Consider the following 18,809-nt stretch of genomic DNA (forward strand, 5'->3'; position numbering starts at 1 on the left):
TCAGATTTCGCAGTCGGCTGAATTCAACGTTTTGCGCAAGCCGCCAAACGCTCTTAGCCGACAAGTCTCGGTGTCGCTGCCGACTTTTCGCCGCTCGGAAATGGCAGTTCGCTTGATAGCTACTGTCTTTGGCTTCGACTTGGGACGGGCGGCGGTAGTGACCTTCTTCGATTTGGGATCGTGCCGATGGAGTTTGACCATCCTCGGGGCGACTTCCGACTGAGAAAATACCTTCGTCGATCGTTAAAAATCGAGCTTTCGGGTTAGCGCAGCCATCAACTTTTGATTGTAACTAGCGTTCGTCGCCAACGAAAAGAGTCTGTCGATGACCTGCGGAATGATTGCGCGAACTGCCGTCGCACTGGCAGTGCTGGCCACTTGGCACCAACCATCATCGGCTGATCCGCTTCGAAACTTCAGCGGCAACTGCCTCCTCCACGGCAATCTCAGCACCCAGGACGATCGCGCATGCGTCGCTGTCGCAACGAACGTCTCCGTTGGAGGAGGCGGTTTCTGTGTCCGCCCAACGGCCCCGGCCGCGAGGCCGGTCCTTGAGATCGCTCTTTCCAGGATCAGATCCGCGCCCCGGCAGATTTGCCCACGAGCAGGTTCGCTCGCGGCGGCGCAGCGACTGCAGCAGGTCCCGCGATGACGCGGCGTTTCAGCCTGGGCCTGGTGGCAGGCGCCTGCATCCTTGCAGGGACCGGCGCTGCGGTCGCGGACACGCCTGCTGAAACACCGTCATGCTCGCTGGCGCTGGTCGAGATCGCACCCGAGCAGGTCATTGCCCCCTGCTCGAAAATTATCGACGGCGCGTCGACGTCGCCTGCCGATCGCGGACGCGCGCTGTTCACCCGCGGCAAGGGCTACCACAACACCAAGCGTTTCGATCTTGCCGGCCAGGACTATGATGCGGCGATCCCGCTGACGCCGACCAATGAAGAGCTGTTCGCGTCGCGTGCCAACATCGCGTTTCGCGCAAGACGCTGGCAGGAAGGCGTGCTGTTCCTGCAACAAGCACTCAAACTCAACCCATCGAACGCCCATGCCCTTCGCATGGTCGGCTCGCAGTTGGAGAGATCCGGCGACCTGGAACAGGCCCATCACTACTACACGATGGCGCTGGAATCGGATCCGAATGAGGCCTATGCGCTGCTGTTCCGCAGCCAGAACAACGTCCGACGGCGGCAATTTGACGAGGCCCTGAAGGACGCCGACGTACTGGTTGCAATGGCGCCCGCGGCGATCAATCGCCTGGGGTATCTCGACGGGAAGGGCGATCGGCTGGATTTCCACATCGTTGCTCTGGAGAACCGCGCCGAGGTCTATGACGCGCTCGGCCGGCCCGATCGCGCCGAGCAGGACCTCACCGCGGCGATCGCCTACAGCCGCTCCGCCCTGTCGCTGGCCGCGCGGGGCAAGTACCTCGCCTACAAGCGCGGCCGCGAACAGGATGCCGCTTCGGACCTCGATGAGGCGATCTCCCTCGGCTCGGACGATTCGCGCGCCTTCCACGCCCGCGGCATGGTCTACGTCAACCGTCGCCAGTACGAGCCGGCACTCGCCGCCTTCGACCGCGCGCTGAAGCTCGACCCGTATTTCGCATCCGCCTTGCGCATGCGGGCACGGATGTACCGGGAATTCGACAAGACCGAGCTCGCGGTCGTTGACATGCGCAATGCGGTCATGATCAGCCCGAGGGTGCTGCGGGAGACCATGCCGGCGCTGACGGCAGCCGGCTACTGGCGATCGCGCGAAGTACCCGCCGCAATGACGCCGGCGCTGGAAGACGCAATCCGCGCGTGCATGCTCGACAAGACTTGCAATTGAGCCGGGACATGTCTGAAAGGATCCTCTCTCGCCTAGCGTTCGCTACGATCCTGATGGGAGCGCTGACCGTGCCTTGCCTGGCGGCCGATCGCATCGGAACCGCCGGCCCGATCAGAAGCTTCGGCGGCACTACATGCAACGCCGGCATCGTGGCAGTGATGCGAGGCGAATGCGATCCGCCGCCGGTGGATTCCGCCCTCGCACCGGAGCAGCGCTCGCAGGCGCGGGTCGAGCGTGCGCGCGAACTGCTTTCGATCCCGCGGCTCGATCAAGCAATCCGCGAACTGGATACGGCCATTGCGGATGACCCGCGCAACAGTGTGGCCCTGCTGCTGCGTGGACGCCTCAAGATATCGACGCGGGTCGACGAAGCCATCGCGGACATGGATCGTGTGTTGCAGCTCGATCCGGACAATTCCAGCGCGCATGCCACGAAAGCCTTCGTTCTTCGGGGCCAGAACGACGAATGGGCCCTTGCTGAGGCGACCAAAGCGCTGGCCCAAGATCCCAGGAATGCGGATGCGTTCTGGATTCGGGCATCGGTGCTCGCAGACCTTGGCAAGTTGACAGAGGCCGAACAGGATTTGAACGCCGCCATCGCGCTGGAGCCGGACGTCTCGAGAGCGCTGCTGAGGCGCGCCGAAATCCGCGCTCAAATGGGCAAGACCGATGACGCGGTCCGGGATGCCTCCGCCGTGCTGGCGCTTGGCCGTGACAGCATCGCGCTTCAGCTTCGCGCGGTCATTCGCGGACGATCCGGCGACTATGCCGGCGCGCTCGATGATCTCAACGCCATCCTGGGACCGCCGGAAGAGCGACGGGACGCGCCCATCCACCCCTTCATGGTCGATATGTATGTTCAGCGGGCCCTTGCGCTGACGCGAACCGGACAGGTGGCGGATGCAAGGCGCGATCTGGATACGATCATCCAGCTCGGCGGACCGCGCGCGGTCCTGCAAATGCAGATCTATCTTCGCGGTCACGGCTTCCCGGACCTGGCGCTGGACGGCAAGCGTTCCGACCAGCTCGACGACGCGCTGACGGCCTGCTTCATCAACGATGCCTGCGGCCGCGGCATCGCGATCCCGGGATAGCCACGAGATTTTAGGCCGGGCTCCGCGCCAGACGGCGCCCGGCGGTGCCGGGAAAGCCCCGGAACGCCCCTCCCTGGAGCCCCTCGTTAACCCTTTGCTAACCATACACCCGGCAAGAATTGCCGGGTGAAGTCGAGTGTCGTCGGCCGCGTAGAACGGGAGGAACCCCGTGGACGCCAGTGCGGTGCCTCACTTTCGGAACGGTGGCCCTTCGGCCGCCGCCAAAACGTCTGACGCCCGATGGCGGCAGACGCGGGGGGAAGCGGCAACCATGGTCGATGTGACGGCGGGTCAGGGCGGCGCGGCGCCAAACGGCAAATTTCCAAGCCTTGGTGAAATCGGCGATATCTTAAAGCGCGGCGATCTGGCGCTGGCGCTCGGCGTCCTCGTCATCCTCGTGGTGTTGATCCTGCCGCTGCCGGCGATCGTGCTCGACCTGTTTCTGGCGATCTCGATCACGGTGTCGATCCTGATCCTGATGACGTCGCTGTTCATCCAGGCGCCGCTGGAATTCTCGTCGTTTCCGACCGTGCTCTTGATCTCGACCATGATGCGGCTGTCGCTGAACATGGCCTCCACCCGGCTGATCCTGTCGCATGGCCATGAAGGCACCGCTGCCGCCGGCCACGTCATCGAGGCCTTCGGCAATTTCGTGATGGGCGGCAATTTCGTGATCGGAATTATCGTGTTCGCGATTCTCGTGATCGTGAACTTCGTCGTCATCACCAAGGGTTCGGGGCGCATCGCCGAAGTCGCCGCGCGCTTCCAGCTGGATTCGATGCCGGGCAAGCAGATGGCGATCGACGCCGATCTCTCCGCCGGCCTGATCGACGAGCAGACCGCCAAGGCTCGCCGCAAGGCACTCGAAGACGAAAGCGGCTTCTTCGGTGCCATGGACGGCGCCTCGAAATTCGTCCGCGGCGACGCCATCGCCGGCCTCTTGATCGTCTTCATCAACGTCATTGGCGGCATCATCATCGGCGTCGCCCAGCAGGGCATGAGCTTTGGCGATGCCGCCCGCACCTACACCATTCTGACGGTCGGCGACGGCCTGGTGACGCAGGTGCCGGCGCTGATCGTCTCGACCGCAGCGGGCCTTTTGGTGTCAAAGGCGGGCATCACGGGCGCCGCCGACAAGGCGCTGATGAAACAGCTCTCGGGTTATCCGCAGGCGCTCGGCATGTCGGCCGGCGTAATGCTGGTGCTGGCGCTGCTGCCGGGCATTCCGATGCTGCCGTTCCTGGCGCTCGGCGGCGGCGCCGCCGCGCTGGCCTGGAAAGCGCGGAGCCGCAACGGTGCTGTCAGGGCGGCGGAAGCGGCCGCCGCCGCCGCGCCCGAACTCGCCGCCGCAGCCGCCCAGGCCGCAGCGGAGGAGCCGATCGCCACCGCGCTCAAGATCGACGACCTCAAGATCGAGCTCGGCTATGCGCTGCTGCCACTGGTCAACGGCCCCGATGGCACCGATCGCCTGACCGAGCAGATCAAGGCGTTGCGCCGCTCGCTCGCGATCGAAATGGGCTTTGTGATGCCCGCCGTGCGGATCCTCGACAACGTCCAGCTCGAGGCCAACACCTACGTCATCAAGATCAAGGAAGTGGACGCCGGTACCGGCAAGATCTGGCCGAACCAGTTCATGGTGATGGACCCCGCCGGCAACCAGGTCGGCGTGCCCGGCATCCACACCGTCGAACCAACGTTTGGCCTTCCCGCAACCTGGGTCGACGCCGCGCTGAAGGAGGAGGCTTCGCTGAAGGGCTACACGGTGGTCGATGCCGCGACCGTGCTGTCGACGCATCTGACCGAGCTGCTCAAGAACAACATGAGCGACTTGCTGTCCTATGGCGAGGTGCAAAAGCTCCTGAAGGATCTGCCGAAGGAACAAGGCGAGCTGGTCAAGGACATCGTGCCGAGCCAGGTCACGGTATCGGGCATCCAGCGCGTGCTGCAGCTCTTGCTGGCCGAGCGCATCTCGATCCGCGACCTCTCCACCATTCTCGAAGGCATCGCCGACGCGCTCGCCTTCTCGCGCAACCCCGCTACCATGGTCGAACACGTCCGCGCTCGCCTGGCGCGCCAGATCTGCGCCCAGAACACCACATACAACGGTTATCTGCCGCTGATCGCGCTGTCGGCGCGGTGGGAACAGGCGTTTGCGGAATCGATCGTGGGCCAGGGCGAAGAGCGCAGCCTCGCCATGCAGCCCTCAAAACTATCGGAGTTCATGACCAGCGTTCGCAACGCCTTTGAGCAGGCAGCCCGCGAGGGCGAAGCACCGGTGCTGGTGACGTCGGCGGCAATCCGGCCGTTCGTGCGCTCGCTGGTCGAGCGCTTTCGCTCGCAAACCACCGTGTTATCGCAGGCGGAAATCCACCCGCGCGCGCGGCTGAAGACGGTCGGCAGCGTCTAGCCGCGGGCCGAAAACACGGGCAAATCAGCGGCTTAATGCCGAAGCATTTCCGCCACAGGCAACTGGTTTGTCGAAAATGGCCCGTCCCACGCCATTCGGCGTTGAAACGTGGTGACGCCGGTATAAGCCATTACAGCAGCTGAACATTTATTCATTTGCGGCGGTCGCCGCGGGCGTTCCAATCGCACCCGTTCAAGTCTTTTCACCGGCTTGTGATCGCCTCTTGGGAACGGGATCCCGGATTCCTACGTTGGCTGACGCGAGACGTTGAACCAGCCTGTCGGCGCATCCGACAAATCTACAGGCCGGAAGGCGGCAGGAGACTTCCATGAACCATTCGATCTACAGCGCAGATCGTACGACCCATCTCAAGATCGTGGTCGTGGCCCTCGTGGCAGGTATCGTGGTCGCCGGGTTCAGCATCTCCGCGCGCAACACCTCGGATGAAGGTCTCACCCAGACCGCGAGCACGCGCGTGATGAAGGCCGGCAAGCCGGTGGCGATCACCAGCTCCGGTAACTCAGTCGTACGTTAACGGAGGAATCCCGCAACACAGGAATTCACGGAATTCACGCGGCTCTTTAACAGCCCCCCAAAGTCGCCACGTGGATATATAAGACCCCAACTACCCCCAAGTTGACTGCGAAAACGCCCGCTCCCCACGGGCGTTTTCTTTTTTGGCAGAGGCAGCGCATGAGCACTAGCGCATGGGTTTGATTGCGACCACGAAGAAGGTGCGCTCCCTCTCCCGCTTGCGGGGGAGGGCTGGGGTGGGGGTGTCTCCCGAGTGGAGAGAGCCCCCACCCGGCGCTTCGCGCCGACCTCCCCCGCAAGCGGGAGAGGTGAAGCGCGTCTGCGGCCAAATCGACCTAACTAAAAATCATCATGAACTACCGCGTAGCCGGCACCGTCTCGATCAGCTTGCCGGTATAGATCGGCGCCGAGGTCGGCTGGCCGCTCGGCGAGCCGCCGGCCTGTTCGACCGTCACCGCATAGAGCGCCGTGTTAATCGTGCTGGCGTCGTAGTCGGCAAGCACCGGGCGCGCGGTGAAATCGCTGCCACCGATCACGCCGAGCGAGCGCGGCTGCGCGAGGCGGTCGGAGATCAGCCAGAGCTCAAAGCTCTTGCCCGGCTCGGCATCGGCTCCGACCTTGCGGACGGTGAAATTTTTGGTCGCCGCATCGACCGTCAAAATGAACGCGGGCGAGCCGCCATCGCGCTGCAGCAGCGCGACATATTGCGCCGACGGTGTCGGCTGTGGCGCCGGCGTCTTCACCTCGACGGTCTGGATGCGCGGCTTCGGCCGCAGCGCCTCCGGTAATAGCTCCGGCTGATACACCTGCACCGCCAGCATCGCGATAAGCGCTGCGGCAATTGCGGTGGCGAAGGAAGCCACATTGCGCCAGCGCTTCGCGCGACTGGATAACTGGATGACGTTGTTCGCAACCGTATTGTCCGTGACGGCTGGCGGCGCCTCGGCTACCGTGGGAGCCACCGGCTCAGCCGTGGGTTCAGGCGGCGGCGCAGGCTGCGGCGCCTCAGGCAGCGTCAGCGGCGCCTGCGCTTCCGTGGAATTTCCGATCGCGGCCTTGATGTTTTCCCACACGATCGGCCGCGGCTCGACGGAACCGACCATCTGGTTCAGCGCGCCGAGCCGGTATTCCCAGGCATGGACCAGCGCGCTGTATTCGCTATCGACGGCCATCATGGTCTCGACCTGCGCGCGCTCGTCGGCATCGAGGGTGCCGAGCGCATATTCCGCGGCGAGCGCGATATGGTCTTCGCTATAGGCCATCGTTCAAGATCCGGACGCTAGTCCGAGACATTCCCTTATTTCCATCATGCTGCGGCGCAGCCACGTCTTCACAGTATTCACCGGCGTCTCGAACTTGGCGGCGAGCTGTTCGCGGCTCCAGCCGTTGTAATAGGCGAGCAGGACGAGCTTCTGCCGATCCGGCTCCAGGCGGCCGACGCATTCCAGCAACCGCTTCAACTCTTCCGTCATCTCGCGCCGCGCCAGCGGATCGGGTGACTCGGCCGCCACTTCCATCGCGGTCGGCTCCTCCTCGATCGAGCTTTCGCTCTTCTTGCGCACCACGTCGATCGCCCGGTTGCGCGCGATCGACGCCATCCATGTGATCGGCGAAGCGAGCGCAGGGTTGAACTGTCCGGCGCTGTTCCAGATCTTGACGTAGGCCTCCTGAATGACCTCCTCCGCGAGGTCCTGACGCCGCAAGATACGGAGCACGACGCCGAAGAGTTTCGCGCGCGTGGCGGCGTAAAGGCGCTCAAAAGCGGCCTCATCCCCCTTCGCCACCGCGGCAATCAGCCAGACCAGCTCCGCTGGCGTCAGCATTCAGCGTCCCCCAAGATCCCGCTCCTCCAATGCGTGCCACGCCGGAGCCGACGAGAAGTTTCGTAGCATACCTTGCGTCACAGGGGCCACCAAGTCGCCGATTCCGGAAGATTGGCCAAAAGATTGGCCAAGAAAAACCCGGGCCGTGAGGCCCGGGTTTTCGATCGTTCAACCGACGGTGTGAGAAGCGTCAGGCGACGCCAAGCCGGGCGCGCATCAGGCCGATTGAATCCATGTCGGCCTGCTCGCGGGCGCTCTCTTCGGCGCGCTCGCGGGCCTGGTCGCGCTCGTCGAGCAGTTCGACCTTTTTCAATTCCTCGAACGCCTCGCTCAACAGGCTCTTGGCATCCTCGAGTTGGATGCGCAGTTCGTCGGCGGAGCGGGTCAGGTTTTCCCGGCGCTGGATCGCGGCCTTGGCGTAGGTCGGATAGGCGAAGTGGGAGGGGTCGTTGATTCCGGCCCGCTCCTGCTCGGTCTGGATTTCGCGCTCGAGATCGACCGACATGCGCTGGAAGTCGGCGATCATGCCTTCGATCTGGGTAACCCTTCGGCGCTTCTCGTCGACCTGAAATTTCTTCAGGCGGATCAGCGTTTCTCGTGACTTCATCGACTCATACTCCCCAGAAGTCCCAATCTGAACGCGGGACGGAGCCGGCTCCCTCGGGGGGCCCCACCGGCGTCGTTAATCATGTGCCGGGGATGATGGCCTGACAAAGTTAGCGTTCCGTTTCCAAATTGGCGAGGATATGCGCCAATTGGCGGTAGCCGTCATCGACGCTCGATTTTTCCTCCTTGGCCTGGCGCAGGAAGGCTTCCAGCGGCTCGTGCAACCGGATCGCCTCGTCCACTTCGGGGCTCGAGCCTGCCCGATAGGCGCCAAGCCGGATCAGTTCCTCCATATCAGCGTAGGTCGCCATCACCTGGCGGCCCCGCATTATTATGGGAAGATAGTCGGGATTGGCCGATCTCGGCATGGTGCGCGAGACCGATTTGAGAACATTGATCGCGGGAAACCGTCCGCGTTCTGCAATCGAGCGCTGCATCACGACGTGGCCGTCCAGAATGCCGCGCACCGCGTCCGCGATCGGTTCGTTGTGGTCGTCGCCGTCGACCAGCACCGTGAAAATGCCGGTGATGGTCCCAGCGCCGGTGCCCGGCCCTGCCCGCTCCAGAAGTTTCGGTAATTCGGTGAACACGGTCGGCGTATAGCCTTTCGCGGTCGGCGGCTCGCCGGCCGACAGCCCGATCTCGCGCTGCGCCATCGCAAAGCGCGTGACCGAATCCATCAGGCACAGCACGTCCTTGTCCTCGTCGCGGAAATATTCTGATATCGCCAGCGTCAGGTAGGCCGCCTGCCGCCGCATCAAGGCGGGCTCATCGGATGTCGCCACCACCACCACCGAGCGCGCCAGGCCCTCGTCGCCGAGATCCTCCTGCAGAAATTCCTGCACCTCGCGGCCGCGTTCGCCGATCAGGCCGATGACGGTGATGTCGGCGTCGACATTGCGCGCCAGCATCGACAGCAGCACCGATTTGCCGACACCGGAGCCGGCGAAGATGCCGAGCCGCTGGCCGCGGCAGCAGGTCAGGAACGTGTTGAGCGCCCGCACGCCGAGATCGAGCGGCGCCCCGACGCGCTTGCGCGAATGCGCAGGCGGCGGCGAATTGCGATAGGGCATCGGCGACGGGCCCTGCACCAGCGGCCCCTTGCCGTCGATCGGCTCCCCCATGGCATTGATGACGCGGCCGAGCCAGGCCGGTGAAGGCCGCACCTGGCTGGCCGCCGTGGCAATGACCGCGCGGCAGCCGCGCCTGACACCGTCGAGCCCGCCGAATGGCATGACGACGGCATTGCTGCCGGAAAAGCCGATGACTTCAGCCGGGATGAACCGATTCCCGCCGGTGTCGATCACGATGCGGGCGCCGACCGACATGGCGTGAATGGGGCCGGCGATCTCGACCATCAGGCCGCGCACGCCCACAACGCGGCCATATATATTGACGCCGTCGATATCGCCGATCTGCTCCGCGAGCGCCTTCATTGCGAAAACCTTAAGTTTCCGCGCTTTAGCCGGCGACGCTTAACCTCGTGTTTACCCGCATCGTTAATCATTGCGTCACTGTCTTTGGTGACTGAGAGCGCTCGCCCGTCAGAAGAAGGGCGAAACGCGGGAGTCGGTTAGGCCCGTCTCTTCATGTGGAGCCTGAGTACGCACGGTAGGAAAAAACTGCTTCGACGCAACATCTTAGGGCGATTCGATAAAAATTGCACTTAAAGACCTTGCGAACCGGAATCAGATTTTGTTAACCATGTGTCGTCAGGATCCGAATCAGTTGTTCAAAGGCGTTTTGAGTGCCGCAAGTGCGGCCGACCTGACGCCCGGAGCGGCGACTAAAGGGGACTGGCATGCGCGTTTTGCTGATAGAAGATGACAGCGCCGTCGCGCAGTCGATCGAGTTGATGCTTAAATCCGAGAGTTTCAACGTCTATACGACGGATCTCGGAGAAGAAGGCGTCGATCTCGGTAAGCTTTACGATTACGACATTATCCTTCTCGACCTCAACCTGCCCGACATGTCCGGCTACGACGTGCTCAAGCAGCTCCGGGTCTCGAAAATCAAGACTCCCATTCTGATCCTCTCCGGCCTCGCCGGCATCGAGGACAAGGTCAAAGGTCTCGGCGTCGGCGCCGACGACTACATGACCAAACCTTTCCACAAGGACGAACTGGTTGCCCGCATCCACGCGATCGTGCGCCGTTCCAAGGGTCACGCCCAGTCGGTCATTCAGACCGGCGATCTCGTGGTCAATCTCGATACCAAGACGGTCGAGGTCGGCGGCCAGCGCGTGCACCTGACCGGCAAGGAATACCAGATGCTGGAGCTGCTCTCGCTCCGCAAGGGCACCACGCTGACCAAGGAAATGTTCCTCAACCACCTCTATGGCGGCATGGACGAGCCCGAGCTGAAGATCATCGACGTCTTCATCTGCAAGCTGCGCAAGAAACTCGCGAACGCCTCCGAGGGCCGCAACTTCATCGAAACCGTGTGGGGCCGCGGCTACGTGCTGCGCGAGCCGCACGAGGCGGACGAGCGCATTCCCGCCTGATCAGGGCTTACGGCGAGCCGCAAGGCTCAGTCCTCCCGGCTGGACCCCGCCCGAAATGGCGGGGTTTTTGTTTGCCGAGCCCTCGGCCATGGCCGCGGCGCTCTCATGCCAAGCGAGCCGTCGGACGGATCGCTGGAAGCCTGAGCATGGCCCTGAGCCCGCCCAGTTCCGAGGTTTGCAACACGATATCGCCGCCATAGAGTTCAACCAGATCGGCGACGATCGACAAGCCGATGCCGGACCCGGCGACTGTTTCGTCGAGCCTGCGCCCACGTTCTAAGGCTCGCAGCCGCTCGTACTCCGGCAATCCGGATCCGTCATCTTCGATGCGGATATCCAGACTGTCGGGCGAGTGACGAACTTCTATCTTGACGAGGCCACGCGCCCATTTGCAGGCATTCTCGACGAGATTGCCGATCATTTCTTCGAAGTCCTCCCGCTCGCCGAGGAAGACCGCACCGTCGTCTACCGAAGCTGCAATGCGCAGGCCGCGGTTGCCGTGGCTGCGCTCCATAACCAGCACGATGTCATCGATCACCGACGGCACCGGTACACGATCGGACGCCAGCCGTACCTTGCCGGCGAACCGCGCGCGCTTGAGGTGATGGTCGATCTGACGGCGGATCATACCAACGCCATATCCGATCTCGCTGTCCTGATCCGCGCCCCGCATCTCGTTGCGGGCGGAAATGAGGCTCAAGGGCGTCTTGATGGCATGGGCAAGATTGCCGGCATGCGCGCGGGCACGCCTGACGACCACCTCGACCTGTTCGATGAGGTCGTTGACGCTCGATGTGAGAGGGTTCAATTCCCGGTAATTCGACGGCTTCAGCCGCGCAATTTCGCCGCGCGAGGCGCGCTCGATATCCTGCGCGAGCACCCGAAGCGGCCGCAGGCCTGACCCGATCTCAACGATCAGCAATCCGCTCAGTATCATCGCAATGATCGCCAGGCCGAACAGCAACCAGCGCATCGACTGCCAAGCTTGGCGGTCAATATCACGGGCGGGTCCCGCCACGGTAATACTGAGCGTCACAGCACCGTCACGCAGCGGTACCAGGCGATGCCTTAGACGGAGATCCTCACCGGAGGGACCGCTCGCCGGTAACGTGAGCGAAAGCGGTCGTTCGCCGGGTTCGCCGCCCGGGGCAGCGTCGGGGGCGGCCGGAAGCTCGCCAAAGCGCAGCGAGCGCGAGCGGGCCAGCGTGACTTCGCCCTTGGCGATGCGCCAATACCAGCCTGAGTTCGGCCGGTTGAAGGCCGGGTCTTCCGGTTCGCGCGACAACGACAATATTTTGTCGTCACCGAAATCCGCAGCAAGCGCGAGTTCGCCGAGCGCGTTTGCCAGCCTTGTATCGAAATCGCGTGTCGCAGCATCGGACACGATCCGCCACGTCAGGGCCGCGGTCAGCAAGAAGCCTGTCGCAACTGAAGTCACCACGACCACGATGAGACGACGCCTCAGCGAGCGCATGGTCACGCCGTTTCGTCGCTCAGGCGGTAGCCCTCGCCGCGCGACGTCTCGATACGTGTACGACCGAACTTCTTGCGCAGGCGGCTGACAATCACCTCCAGGCTGTTGAAGTCACGATCCTGGTCGTGCTCGTAGATGTGTTCACTCAGTTCGGTTCGCGAGATGGTACGCCCCGGATGCAGCATCAGGTAGGTCAGCACCCGGCGTTCCAGGCCCGTCAGCCTGACCGGCATTTCGTCGAGCGTGGCCAGTCCGGTCGTCGTATCGAGCGCGATCGGGCCTATCCGGATTTCGGGCCGGGCATGTCCCGCTGCGCGGCGCACCAAGGCTTGAACGCGAAGCAGAAGCTCTTCGAGCTGGAATGGCTTTGTGAGGTAGTCGTCCGCACCGGCGCGAAATGCCGCAGCCTTGTCGGCAAAGCGATCCCGGGCCGTCAGAACAAGCACGGCGGTATTCACGTTCCGGCCGCGCAACGCCTTGAGAATCGATATTCCGTCCATCCCGGGCAGGCCCAGGTCGAGGACAACCGCATCGTAGGGCTCGGTCTCTGCCAGATGCAGTGCGTCTATGCCCTCGGCGGCCAGATCGACGGCCATGCCTGAATCTCGCAAGAAACGGGCGACTTCCGTGGCTAGTCTGATGTCATCCTCCACAAGAAGAATTCGCATGGTGGGGTTCCTTGCCGAAGCGTCGGCGATGTCGCAAGGCTCCTGCCGAAAGTGACCGCAGTCTACGTTTCTGTCAGCCGAAACTGAACCGAGTTTGACCGGCATGTGTTGGTGCCCGTTCAAGCGGGAAGACTAGGCTGGACCGGCATCGCATCATGACAATCCAGGAGGCTTCAATGAAAGCGAAACCCAAGCCGGCGAAGCTGCTCGCGACCGCCGTTGCGGGCTGGGCCATTCTCGCCTCGGCCGCGATGGCTCAGGTCGCGATCGACCAGATTCGTCCCGAAGGGATCAGCATCAAGGGTACCGTCGCAGATATTTTCGGCGACAAGTTCGTGCTGGAGGACAAGTCCGGGCGCATTCTGGTGCAGACCGGTCCAGCCGGTCCTCAGGCCGCACCGGTCAAATCGGGAGAGACCGTCACCGTCATAGGTGTGCCCGGGGACCGCACTTTTGATGCGCGAAAGATCGTCCGCGAGAACGGCGAGGTCGCCTTCGATGCACCAATGCCTCCACCCCGCACGCCCCCCGGCCAGGGCGTCGACCCCGGTCCGCGCCGCCCGATCGCTGGATCGGCTCCACCGCCTCCCGGCGCCCCGCCACGGCCGCCAGGTCCGCGCGGACCAGCCGGCGACGCAGGGCTAATGGCCAATCAAGACCGCGACAATGTGTTGCGCATCCTCAAGGACGCAGGACTGACCGCGATGGGCGAGCCGGTCCGGCATCCCAAACACATCGAAATTCCGGCGCGCACCGGTACGGGCAAGACCGTCATCGTGTCACTCGACCGCTTTGGCCGGCTCGACGAAATCGAAGACGCCGATCGCGACCGGGAGCGACGGCCTACCCAATCGATCAGCCCGGCAGACGCAGAACGGATCGCACGGGAGGCCGGATATACGATACGCGAGGCGCCCGAGCAGCGAAAACACCACTTTGAGATTCTGGCCACGAACGCGAAGGGAGAGACTCTGGAGCTCCACATCGATTTTGGCGGCAATATCTACAAGCAAGTGTGGGTTCGCTAGGCCGCCACGCGAGAACATGACCGCAAGCCCCGCCAGCGATGGCGGGGTTCGTTTTTGGGGATTAAACCCGCCGCTCGGATGCACCGACTGAGAGATCGTGCGAACCTTTCGGAACGTACGAGTCGGGGCGAATTCAATGATCCTGCAATCCCTCGCCGGGCTGCCGGCGTTCCTGGTCTACTTCTGCACGGCAATCGTTGCCGTGGTCGCGTACCTCTTCGTCTACACCCGCGTCACGGCGCACAACGAGTTCGATCTGATCCGCGCCAATGAACCGGCCGCCGCGATTGCCCTGGGCTTGAGCCTGCTCGGCTTCGTGCTGCCGCTGGTCAGCGCTATCACCAATTCGGCCAATGTCTGGGATTGCCTGATCTGGGCCGCGATCGCGCTGATCGTGCAGATCATCGTCTATTACCTCGTCAGGGTTCCGGTGCCGAACCTGTCGAAGCGGATCGCATCGGGCGAACTCGCCGCCGCGATCTGGCTCGGGCTGTCCTCGCTGGCCGCCGGCGCGATCAACGCCGCTTGCATGACTTACTGACCATGGAGAACAATTCAGAGCCTGAATTCGGCAAGCGCAAACCGGTCTCGGTGCCGGCGGCGCCGCGCCCCGTTCCGCCGCCGCCGGCCAAGCGCTCTAGTCACGTTGCGCTCTTGCTGATGGGCACGTTTGCCGTCGGCAGCGCCGCCTACACGCTGATGCCGAGCCGCACTTGCGAGCAACCAAACCCACACTTGGCGTCGCCGACGCAAAGCAATGCCGAATGCTCGTCGCGCAGCTCTTCGTCGAGCCATGGCGGCTCCAGCGGCGGCTCGTCCTCGCGCAGCAGCTACTACAGCAGCGATTCATCCTCGAGCCATTCTTCCTCTGGCACTTCCGATTCTGGCTCGCATAGCGCGCAGCGCGGCGGCTTCGGCTCGTTCGGGCATGCCATCGGCTTCTCGGGCGGTTGAAATTGCATGCAGCGTATCCCCTGCCCCGAACGCGACGACTGGCGTACTACCGCCGAAGGCGTTGGGTTCACTTTTCACACCATCGACGGCGAGCGCTATTGGGATGAACAGGCCTATTACGCGTTCACGCTGCAGGAAATCGAACGGCGGATCGAGACGCCGACCGGTGAGATCGATGCGATGTGTCTTGAGCTGGTCGGCCGCGTGATCAAGGACGAAAAATATCTGCGCCGATTGAAAATACCGGAAGCCTTCTGGCCGCTACTCTCCGAGAGCTGGCGCCGCGACGATGCCAGCCTCTACGGCCGGCTGGACCTGAGCTACGACGGCTGGAGCCCGGCGAAACTGCTGGAATACAACGCGGATACGCCGACTTCGATTTTCGAAGCGGCCGTTTTTCAGTGGACCTGGCTCGAACAGGCGATGGAGCGCAACATCATCCCGAAACGCGCCGACCAGTTCAATTCAATCCACGAGCGCTTGATCGACGCCTGGAAGAAACATGGCGGCGCCAAGCATCTTCATCTCGCAGGGATGATCGACAACACCGAGGATGCCGGTACGCTGACCTATCTGCAGGACACTGCGAGCCAGGCCGGACTGAAGACGACATTGATGGACATCAAGGACGTCGGGCTGCATGGCGATGGCCGCTTCGTCGATCTCGACGACCGCGCAATCGAGCTTGTCTTCAAGCTCTATCCCTGGGAATGGATGTTCCGCGACACGTTCGGCGAAAAACTCGCAACAGCACCCACCCGCTGGATCGAACCGCCATGGAAAGCGATCCTTTCCAACAAGGGCATCCTTCCGCTGCTGTGGGAGATGTTTCCAAAGCATGCCAATTTGCTGCCGGCCTATTTCGAGGACGATCCGAAAGCGGCGATGCTCGGCTCCTCATTCGTGCGCAAGCCGCTCTATTCGCGTGAGGGCGCCAACGTCGCGCTTGTCAGCGCCGGCACCACACTGATGGAGCAGCAGGGCCCTTATGGCGCGGAAGGATTCATTCGGCAGGCATTCGCGCCGCTTCCGAGCTTCGCCGACCAATACCCGGTGCTCGGAAGCTGGCTGGTCGATCACACGCCATGCGGCCTGTCGATCCGCGAGGACGAGAACCCGATCACCGGCAACACGTCGCGCTTCCTGCCGCACGCGATCTTGTAGCGCGGCAAGCCCGGAGGCGTGTCTCTCCCTCTCCCCGCGAAGAGCGGGGCAAGGTAAAGAAGATCAGCGCGCCGCGGCAACCGCCCGCAGGGTTTGCGGCACCAGGGTCGATGCCCCCACCCGTATCACCGGTGCGATGTTCGGGCGATAAAGTCCGCGTCGCTCCGGATAGGGTTTGAAGGTGTTGGTGATGCCGACCACAGATTCGGCCGCGCCCAGCGCCAGCACGCCATCGGGCTCCAACATCCGGGACAGCCGCTCGAAGATGTTGGTCTTGGTGTTCTGATCGAAATAGATCAGTACGTTGCGGCAGAAGATGACGTCGAACACGCCAAGATGGGAGAAGTCCTGCAGCAGGTTGAGCTGGCGGTGCTGCACCATGCTGCGGATCTCGGCGCTGATCTGCCAGAGCTCACCATTCTGGGTGAAATATTTCACCAGCAACCCAATCGGCAATCCGCGCTGCACCTCGAACTGGCTGAAGATGCCGGCCTTCGATTTTTCCAGCACCGCCTGCGACAGGTCGGTCGCGACGATCTCGGTGCGCCAGCCGGACAGCAGGGGTCCCGCCTCCTTCAGGCACATCGCGATCGAATACGGCTCCTGCCCGGTGGAGGAAGCGGCGCACCAGATGCGTAAAGCGCGGCGTGCCGCGCGCGCCTGTACCAGCGCCGGAATTATCGCTTCCCGCAAATGATCGAACGGAATCTTGTCGCGGAAGAAGAACGTCTCGTTGGTGGTCATCGCCTCGACCACCTCCGCCGTCAGCGTCTCGGCCCCGCTCCTCATCTTCGCGACGAGCTCAGGAATTCCCGGCAGGCTGGACTTGCGCGCCAACGGCAGCAGCCGGCTTTCGACCAGATATTGCTTGTCGGCCGAAAGATCGAGCCCGGAGCGCTCTTTCAGAAGCTTACGCAGATACTCATAGTCTGAAGGCGTCACGAACGATCTCCCGAAAACAACCGAACCAGTTTTGGCGCGATCTGATTGAGCGGCAGAACCGCCGCGCAAATACCTGCATTGGCGGCCGCGCCAGGCATGCCCCACACCACGCTGGTCGCTTCGTCCTGGGCAATCACGCTGCCGCCGGCGGCGACGATCTCCTTGCCGCCGCGCATCCCGTCGGAGCCCATGCCGGTCAGAATCACCGACATGATGCTGCCCTGCCAGACGTCGATGGCGGAGTTGAACAGCGGGTCCACCGCAGGCTTGCAGAAGTTCACCGGAGGCCCGTCGTCAAGCGCGATCACGGTGTCGGCGCCATGACGCACGACGCGCATGTGGCGGCTACCCGGCGCAAGATAGATCTGGCCGGACTTGACGACCTCTCCATCAACGGCCTCATGCGCCGGCCGGCGGCTCGCACGTGCCAGATGCTCGGCGAGAATCGTGGTGAAGGTTGGCGGCATGTGCTGGGTGATCAGCACCGGAAAACGATCGATCACCGGGCCGATGTCGGCGACCAGCGCCATCAGGGCCTGCGGGCCGCCGGTCGACGAGCCGATCAGAAGCACACGCGGTGCCAGCATGCTGAAGGGCCGGCGCGCCAGTGGCAGTTGCGCAACCGGTGCCGCGACCGGATGGGCGGATACCTCGCGCACCCGCTCGGCCGGTGCCGAAGCCGGGCTCGCGCCAGGCGACGCGCGGCGGCGAGCCCGGGCGCCCAGATGGCGAATCTTCTGGATCAGGTCGTGATGGAAGGTCTCGGCAGCGGTGGCCTCGCGCGTGCTCTCCGGCTTTGGAATGTAGTCGGCGGCGCCGAGCGAGAGCGCCTTGAAGCTGATCTCCGCATTGCGGCGGGTCAGCGTCGACGCCATGATGATGACAAGGTCGCGCTTTTTCGCAAGCAACTGGGGCAGCGCCGAAATGCCGTCGAGCTCCGGCATTTCGATATCGAGCACGGCGACATCGGGCTTGATGCGGTCAATCTGGTTGACGGCGTCGAGGCCGGTGCGCAGGGAGGCGGTGACCTCCATGTCCGGCTCGGCGCCGATCCAGCGCGAGATCATCCCGCGGATCACGACGGAGTCGTCGACCACCATCACGCGCAGCTTGTCTTGCCTTGTCGAGATTGGCGGCGGAGACTTCGTTAACGCAACACTCATTACTTCACCCGACCCAACTCAAGCGGCACACTTACAAAAACAACGCCGAAGGCCGTTGAGCCGCCGGGAACGCGAGAATCAGATCAGGCCGACTTCCTGGAACTTCGCGGTAACGATGTCCTTGTCGAACGGCTTCATGATGTATTCGTTGGCACCGGCATGCAGCGCGCGCGCGATGTGTGCGACGTCGTTTTCGGTGGTGCAGAACACCACCTTGGGCGCGTCGCCGCCGGGCATGCGGCGCAGATTGCCGAGGAATTCGTAGCCGTCCATGACCGGCATATTCCAGTCGAGCAAAACCGCCTCGGGCATCGCGCGCTTGCAGGCTTCAAGAGCCTTCTCACCGTCCTCGGCTTCGACGATCTGAAAGTCGAGACCTTCGAGGATGCGTCGTGCGACCTTTCGGATGACGCTGGAGTCATCGACGACAAGACATGTTTTCATTTTAGGTCTCCACTTACATCAATTCCCAAGAGGGATGTTCCAGGTTGGATTGTCATGCCGCCATCAAGTCGGGCACGATTTCGAGAACGCGATCGACGTCGAGGACGACCATGAGCTGGCCGTCGAGGCGGTGCACGCCGCCGGCGAGCTTGGCGAAGCGGGAATCCAGGTTGAC

General features: G+C 63.2%; 18 protein-coding genes and 1 pseudogene. 9 read left to right on the top strand and 10 right to left on the bottom strand.

Translation table 11 applies throughout. From position 1 onward, the window contains the following. The first annotated feature begins 648 nt into the window (after window positions 1-648). The 4 genes from IVA95_RS30555 to IVA95_RS30570 all read left to right on the top strand — a co-directional run bounded on the left by IVA95_RS30555 (window position 649) and on the right by IVA95_RS30570 (window position 5,866). Window positions 649-1,830, top strand: coding sequence for a tetratricopeptide repeat protein (locus IVA95_RS30555; protein ID WP_247513877.1), 1,182 nt, complete (start codon window positions 649-651; stop codon window positions 1,828-1,830). Between the two features lie 8 nt (window positions 1,831-1,838). Further along, on the top strand, window positions 1,839-2,924 hold the full coding sequence (locus IVA95_RS30560) for a tetratricopeptide repeat protein (RefSeq protein ID WP_247513878.1): 1,086 nt from the start codon (window positions 1,839-1,841) through the stop codon (window positions 2,922-2,924). Between the two features lie 271 nt (window positions 2,925-3,195). Continuing rightward, entirely contained in the window at window positions 3,196-5,331 is a 2,136-nt protein-coding gene (gene flhA, locus IVA95_RS30565) for a flagellar biosynthesis protein FlhA (RefSeq protein ID WP_247513879.1), read from the top strand. 328 nt (window positions 5,332-5,659) lie between these two features. Beyond that, window positions 5,660-5,866 carry a hypothetical protein gene (locus IVA95_RS30570; protein ID WP_213256625.1) on the top strand — a complete coding sequence of 69 codons (207 nt, stop codon included), beginning with the start codon at window positions 5,660-5,662 and terminating at the stop codon, window positions 5,864-5,866. Between the two features lie 355 nt (window positions 5,867-6,221). On the opposite strand, the gene IVA95_RS30575 is transcribed toward IVA95_RS30570, so the two are convergent. The 4 genes from IVA95_RS30575 to fliI form a co-directional block, all read right to left on the bottom strand. After that, window positions 6,222-7,127 (bottom strand): anti-sigma factor, encoded by a 906-nt coding sequence (locus IVA95_RS30575; RefSeq protein WP_247513880.1) that lies wholly within the window; start codon window positions 7,125-7,127, stop codon window positions 6,222-6,224. Window positions 7,128-7,130: 3 nt separating this feature from the next. Beyond that, window positions 7,131-7,688 (bottom strand): sigma-70 family RNA polymerase sigma factor, encoded by a 558-nt coding sequence (locus IVA95_RS30580; RefSeq protein ID WP_213256629.1) that lies wholly within the window; start codon window positions 7,686-7,688, stop codon window positions 7,131-7,133. A 190-nt stretch (window positions 7,689-7,878) separates the two neighbouring features. Beyond that, complete coding sequence (gene fliJ / locus IVA95_RS30585) at window positions 7,879-8,295, bottom strand: flagellar export protein FliJ (protein WP_057842912.1); 417 nt, start codon at window positions 8,293-8,295, stop codon at window positions 7,879-7,881. A gap of 109 nt (window positions 8,296-8,404) precedes the next feature. Next, on the bottom strand, window positions 8,405-9,730 hold the full coding sequence (gene fliI / locus IVA95_RS30590; protein WP_247513881.1) for a flagellar protein export ATPase FliI: 1,326 nt from the start codon (window positions 9,728-9,730) through the stop codon (window positions 8,405-8,407). A gap of 365 nt (window positions 9,731-10,095) precedes the next feature. On the opposite strand from fliI, the gene IVA95_RS30595 reads away from it, so the two are divergent. Beyond that, window positions 10,096-10,797, top strand: a complete 702-nt coding sequence (locus IVA95_RS30595) for a response regulator transcription factor (RefSeq protein WP_016848562.1) — start codon at window positions 10,096-10,098, stop codon at window positions 10,795-10,797. A gap of 103 nt (window positions 10,798-10,900) precedes the next feature. Here IVA95_RS30595 and IVA95_RS30600 read toward each other — a convergent pair whose 3' ends face one another. Together IVA95_RS30600 and IVA95_RS30605 are read right to left on the bottom strand one after the other, a co-directional pair. After that, window positions 10,901-12,271 (bottom strand): HAMP domain-containing sensor histidine kinase, encoded by a 1,371-nt coding sequence (locus IVA95_RS30600; RefSeq protein WP_247513882.1) that lies wholly within the window; start codon window positions 12,269-12,271, stop codon window positions 10,901-10,903. Window positions 12,272-12,273: 2 nt separating this feature from the next. Beyond that, a complete protein-coding gene (locus IVA95_RS30605) occupies window positions 12,274-12,939 on the bottom strand; it encodes a response regulator transcription factor (protein WP_247513883.1) in 666 nt (221 codons plus the stop codon). 176 nt (window positions 12,940-13,115) lie between these two features. Here IVA95_RS30605 and IVA95_RS30610 point away from each other — a divergent pair, with 176 nt between their 5' ends. The 4 genes from IVA95_RS30610 (at window position 13,116) to IVA95_RS30625 (ending at window position 16,085) form a co-directional block, all read left to right on the top strand. After that, a complete protein-coding gene (locus IVA95_RS30610) occupies window positions 13,116-13,967 on the top strand; it encodes a hypothetical protein (protein WP_247513890.1) in 852 nt (283 codons plus the stop codon). A gap of 136 nt (window positions 13,968-14,103) precedes the next feature. Continuing rightward, window positions 14,104-14,508, top strand: a complete 405-nt coding sequence (locus IVA95_RS30615; RefSeq protein ID WP_247513884.1) for a DUF350 domain-containing protein — start codon at window positions 14,104-14,106, stop codon at window positions 14,506-14,508. Between the two features lie 2 nt (window positions 14,509-14,510). After that, window positions 14,511-14,921 carry a hypothetical protein gene (locus IVA95_RS30620; protein WP_247513885.1) on the top strand — a complete coding sequence of 137 codons (411 nt, stop codon included), beginning with the start codon at window positions 14,511-14,513 and terminating at the stop codon, window positions 14,919-14,921. Window positions 14,922-14,927: 6 nt separating this feature from the next. Then, window positions 14,928-16,085, top strand: coding sequence for a glutathionylspermidine synthase family protein (locus tag IVA95_RS30625; protein ID WP_247513886.1), 1,158 nt, complete (start codon window positions 14,928-14,930; stop codon window positions 16,083-16,085). 63 nt (window positions 16,086-16,148) lie between these two features. On the opposite strand, the gene IVA95_RS30630 is transcribed toward IVA95_RS30625, so the two are convergent. From IVA95_RS30630 to IVA95_RS30645, 4 genes and pseudogenes are all read right to left on the bottom strand, one after another. Next, window positions 16,149-17,027, bottom strand: coding sequence for a protein-glutamate O-methyltransferase CheR (locus IVA95_RS30630; protein ID WP_247513887.1), 879 nt, complete (start codon window positions 17,025-17,027; stop codon window positions 16,149-16,151). Continuing rightward, window positions 17,024-18,190 carry a chemotaxis response regulator protein-glutamate methylesterase gene (locus IVA95_RS30635; protein ID WP_247513888.1) on the bottom strand — a complete coding sequence of 389 codons (1,167 nt, stop codon included), beginning with the start codon at window positions 18,188-18,190 and terminating at the stop codon, window positions 17,024-17,026. The genes IVA95_RS30630 and IVA95_RS30635 overlap by 4 nt, the downstream gene beginning before the upstream one ends. 78 nt (window positions 18,191-18,268) lie before the next feature. Continuing rightward, on the bottom strand, window positions 18,269-18,634 hold the full coding sequence (locus tag IVA95_RS30640; RefSeq protein ID WP_213256642.1) for a response regulator: 366 nt from the start codon (window positions 18,632-18,634) through the stop codon (window positions 18,269-18,271). A gap of 52 nt (window positions 18,635-18,686) precedes the next feature. Beyond that, window positions 18,687-18,809, bottom strand: a pseudogene (locus IVA95_RS30645) (chemotaxis protein CheW); the annotation flags it as partial.

It is taken from the genome of Bradyrhizobium sp. 157 (assembly GCF_023073815.1).
In the GTDB taxonomy this organism is placed as follows: Bacteria; Pseudomonadota; Alphaproteobacteria; order Rhizobiales; family Xanthobacteraceae; genus Bradyrhizobium.

Excerpts from the sequence above, each read along its gene's own strand:
- IVA95_RS30555 (WP_247513877.1), top strand. The coding sequence starts at position 649 with ATGACGCGGCGTTTCAGCCTGGGCCTGGTGGCAGGCGCCTGCATCCTT.
- IVA95_RS30560 (WP_247513878.1), top strand. The coding sequence starts at position 1,839 with ATGTCTGAAAGGATCCTCTCTCGCCTAGCGTTCGCTACGATCCTGATG.
- flhA (WP_247513879.1), top strand. The coding sequence starts at position 3,196 with ATGGTCGATGTGACGGCGGGTCAGGGCGGCGCGGCGCCAAACGGCAAA.
- IVA95_RS30570 (WP_213256625.1), top strand. The coding sequence starts at position 5,660 with ATGAACCATTCGATCTACAGCGCAGATCGTACGACCCATCTCAAGATC.
- IVA95_RS30575 (WP_247513880.1), bottom strand. The coding sequence starts at position 7,127 with ATGGCCTATAGCGAAGACCATATCGCGCTCGCCGCGGAATATGCGCTC.
- IVA95_RS30580 (WP_213256629.1), bottom strand. The coding sequence starts at position 7,688 with ATGCTGACGCCAGCGGAGCTGGTCTGGCTGATTGCCGCGGTGGCGAAG.
- fliJ (WP_057842912.1), bottom strand. The coding sequence starts at position 8,295 with ATGAAGTCACGAGAAACGCTGATCCGCCTGAAGAAATTTCAGGTCGAC.
- fliI (WP_247513881.1), bottom strand. The coding sequence starts at position 9,730 with ATGAAGGCGCTCGCGGAGCAGATCGGCGATATCGACGGCGTCAATATA.
- IVA95_RS30595 (WP_016848562.1), top strand. The coding sequence starts at position 10,096 with ATGCGCGTTTTGCTGATAGAAGATGACAGCGCCGTCGCGCAGTCGATC.
- IVA95_RS30600 (WP_247513882.1), bottom strand. The coding sequence starts at position 12,271 with ATGCGCTCGCTGAGGCGTCGTCTCATCGTGGTCGTGGTGACTTCAGTT.
- IVA95_RS30605 (WP_247513883.1), bottom strand. The coding sequence starts at position 12,939 with ATGCGAATTCTTCTTGTGGAGGATGACATCAGACTAGCCACGGAAGTC.
- IVA95_RS30610 (WP_247513890.1), top strand. The coding sequence starts at position 13,116 with ATGAAAGCGAAACCCAAGCCGGCGAAGCTGCTCGCGACCGCCGTTGCG.
- IVA95_RS30615 (WP_247513884.1), top strand. The coding sequence starts at position 14,104 with ATGATCCTGCAATCCCTCGCCGGGCTGCCGGCGTTCCTGGTCTACTTC.
- IVA95_RS30620 (WP_247513885.1), top strand. The coding sequence starts at position 14,511 with ATGGAGAACAATTCAGAGCCTGAATTCGGCAAGCGCAAACCGGTCTCG.
- IVA95_RS30625 (WP_247513886.1), top strand. The coding sequence starts at position 14,928 with ATGCAGCGTATCCCCTGCCCCGAACGCGACGACTGGCGTACTACCGCC.
- IVA95_RS30635 (WP_247513888.1), bottom strand. The coding sequence starts at position 18,190 with ATGAGTGTTGCGTTAACGAAGTCTCCGCCGCCAATCTCGACAAGGCAA.
- IVA95_RS30640 (WP_213256642.1), bottom strand. The coding sequence starts at position 18,634 with ATGAAAACATGTCTTGTCGTCGATGACTCCAGCGTCATCCGAAAGGTC.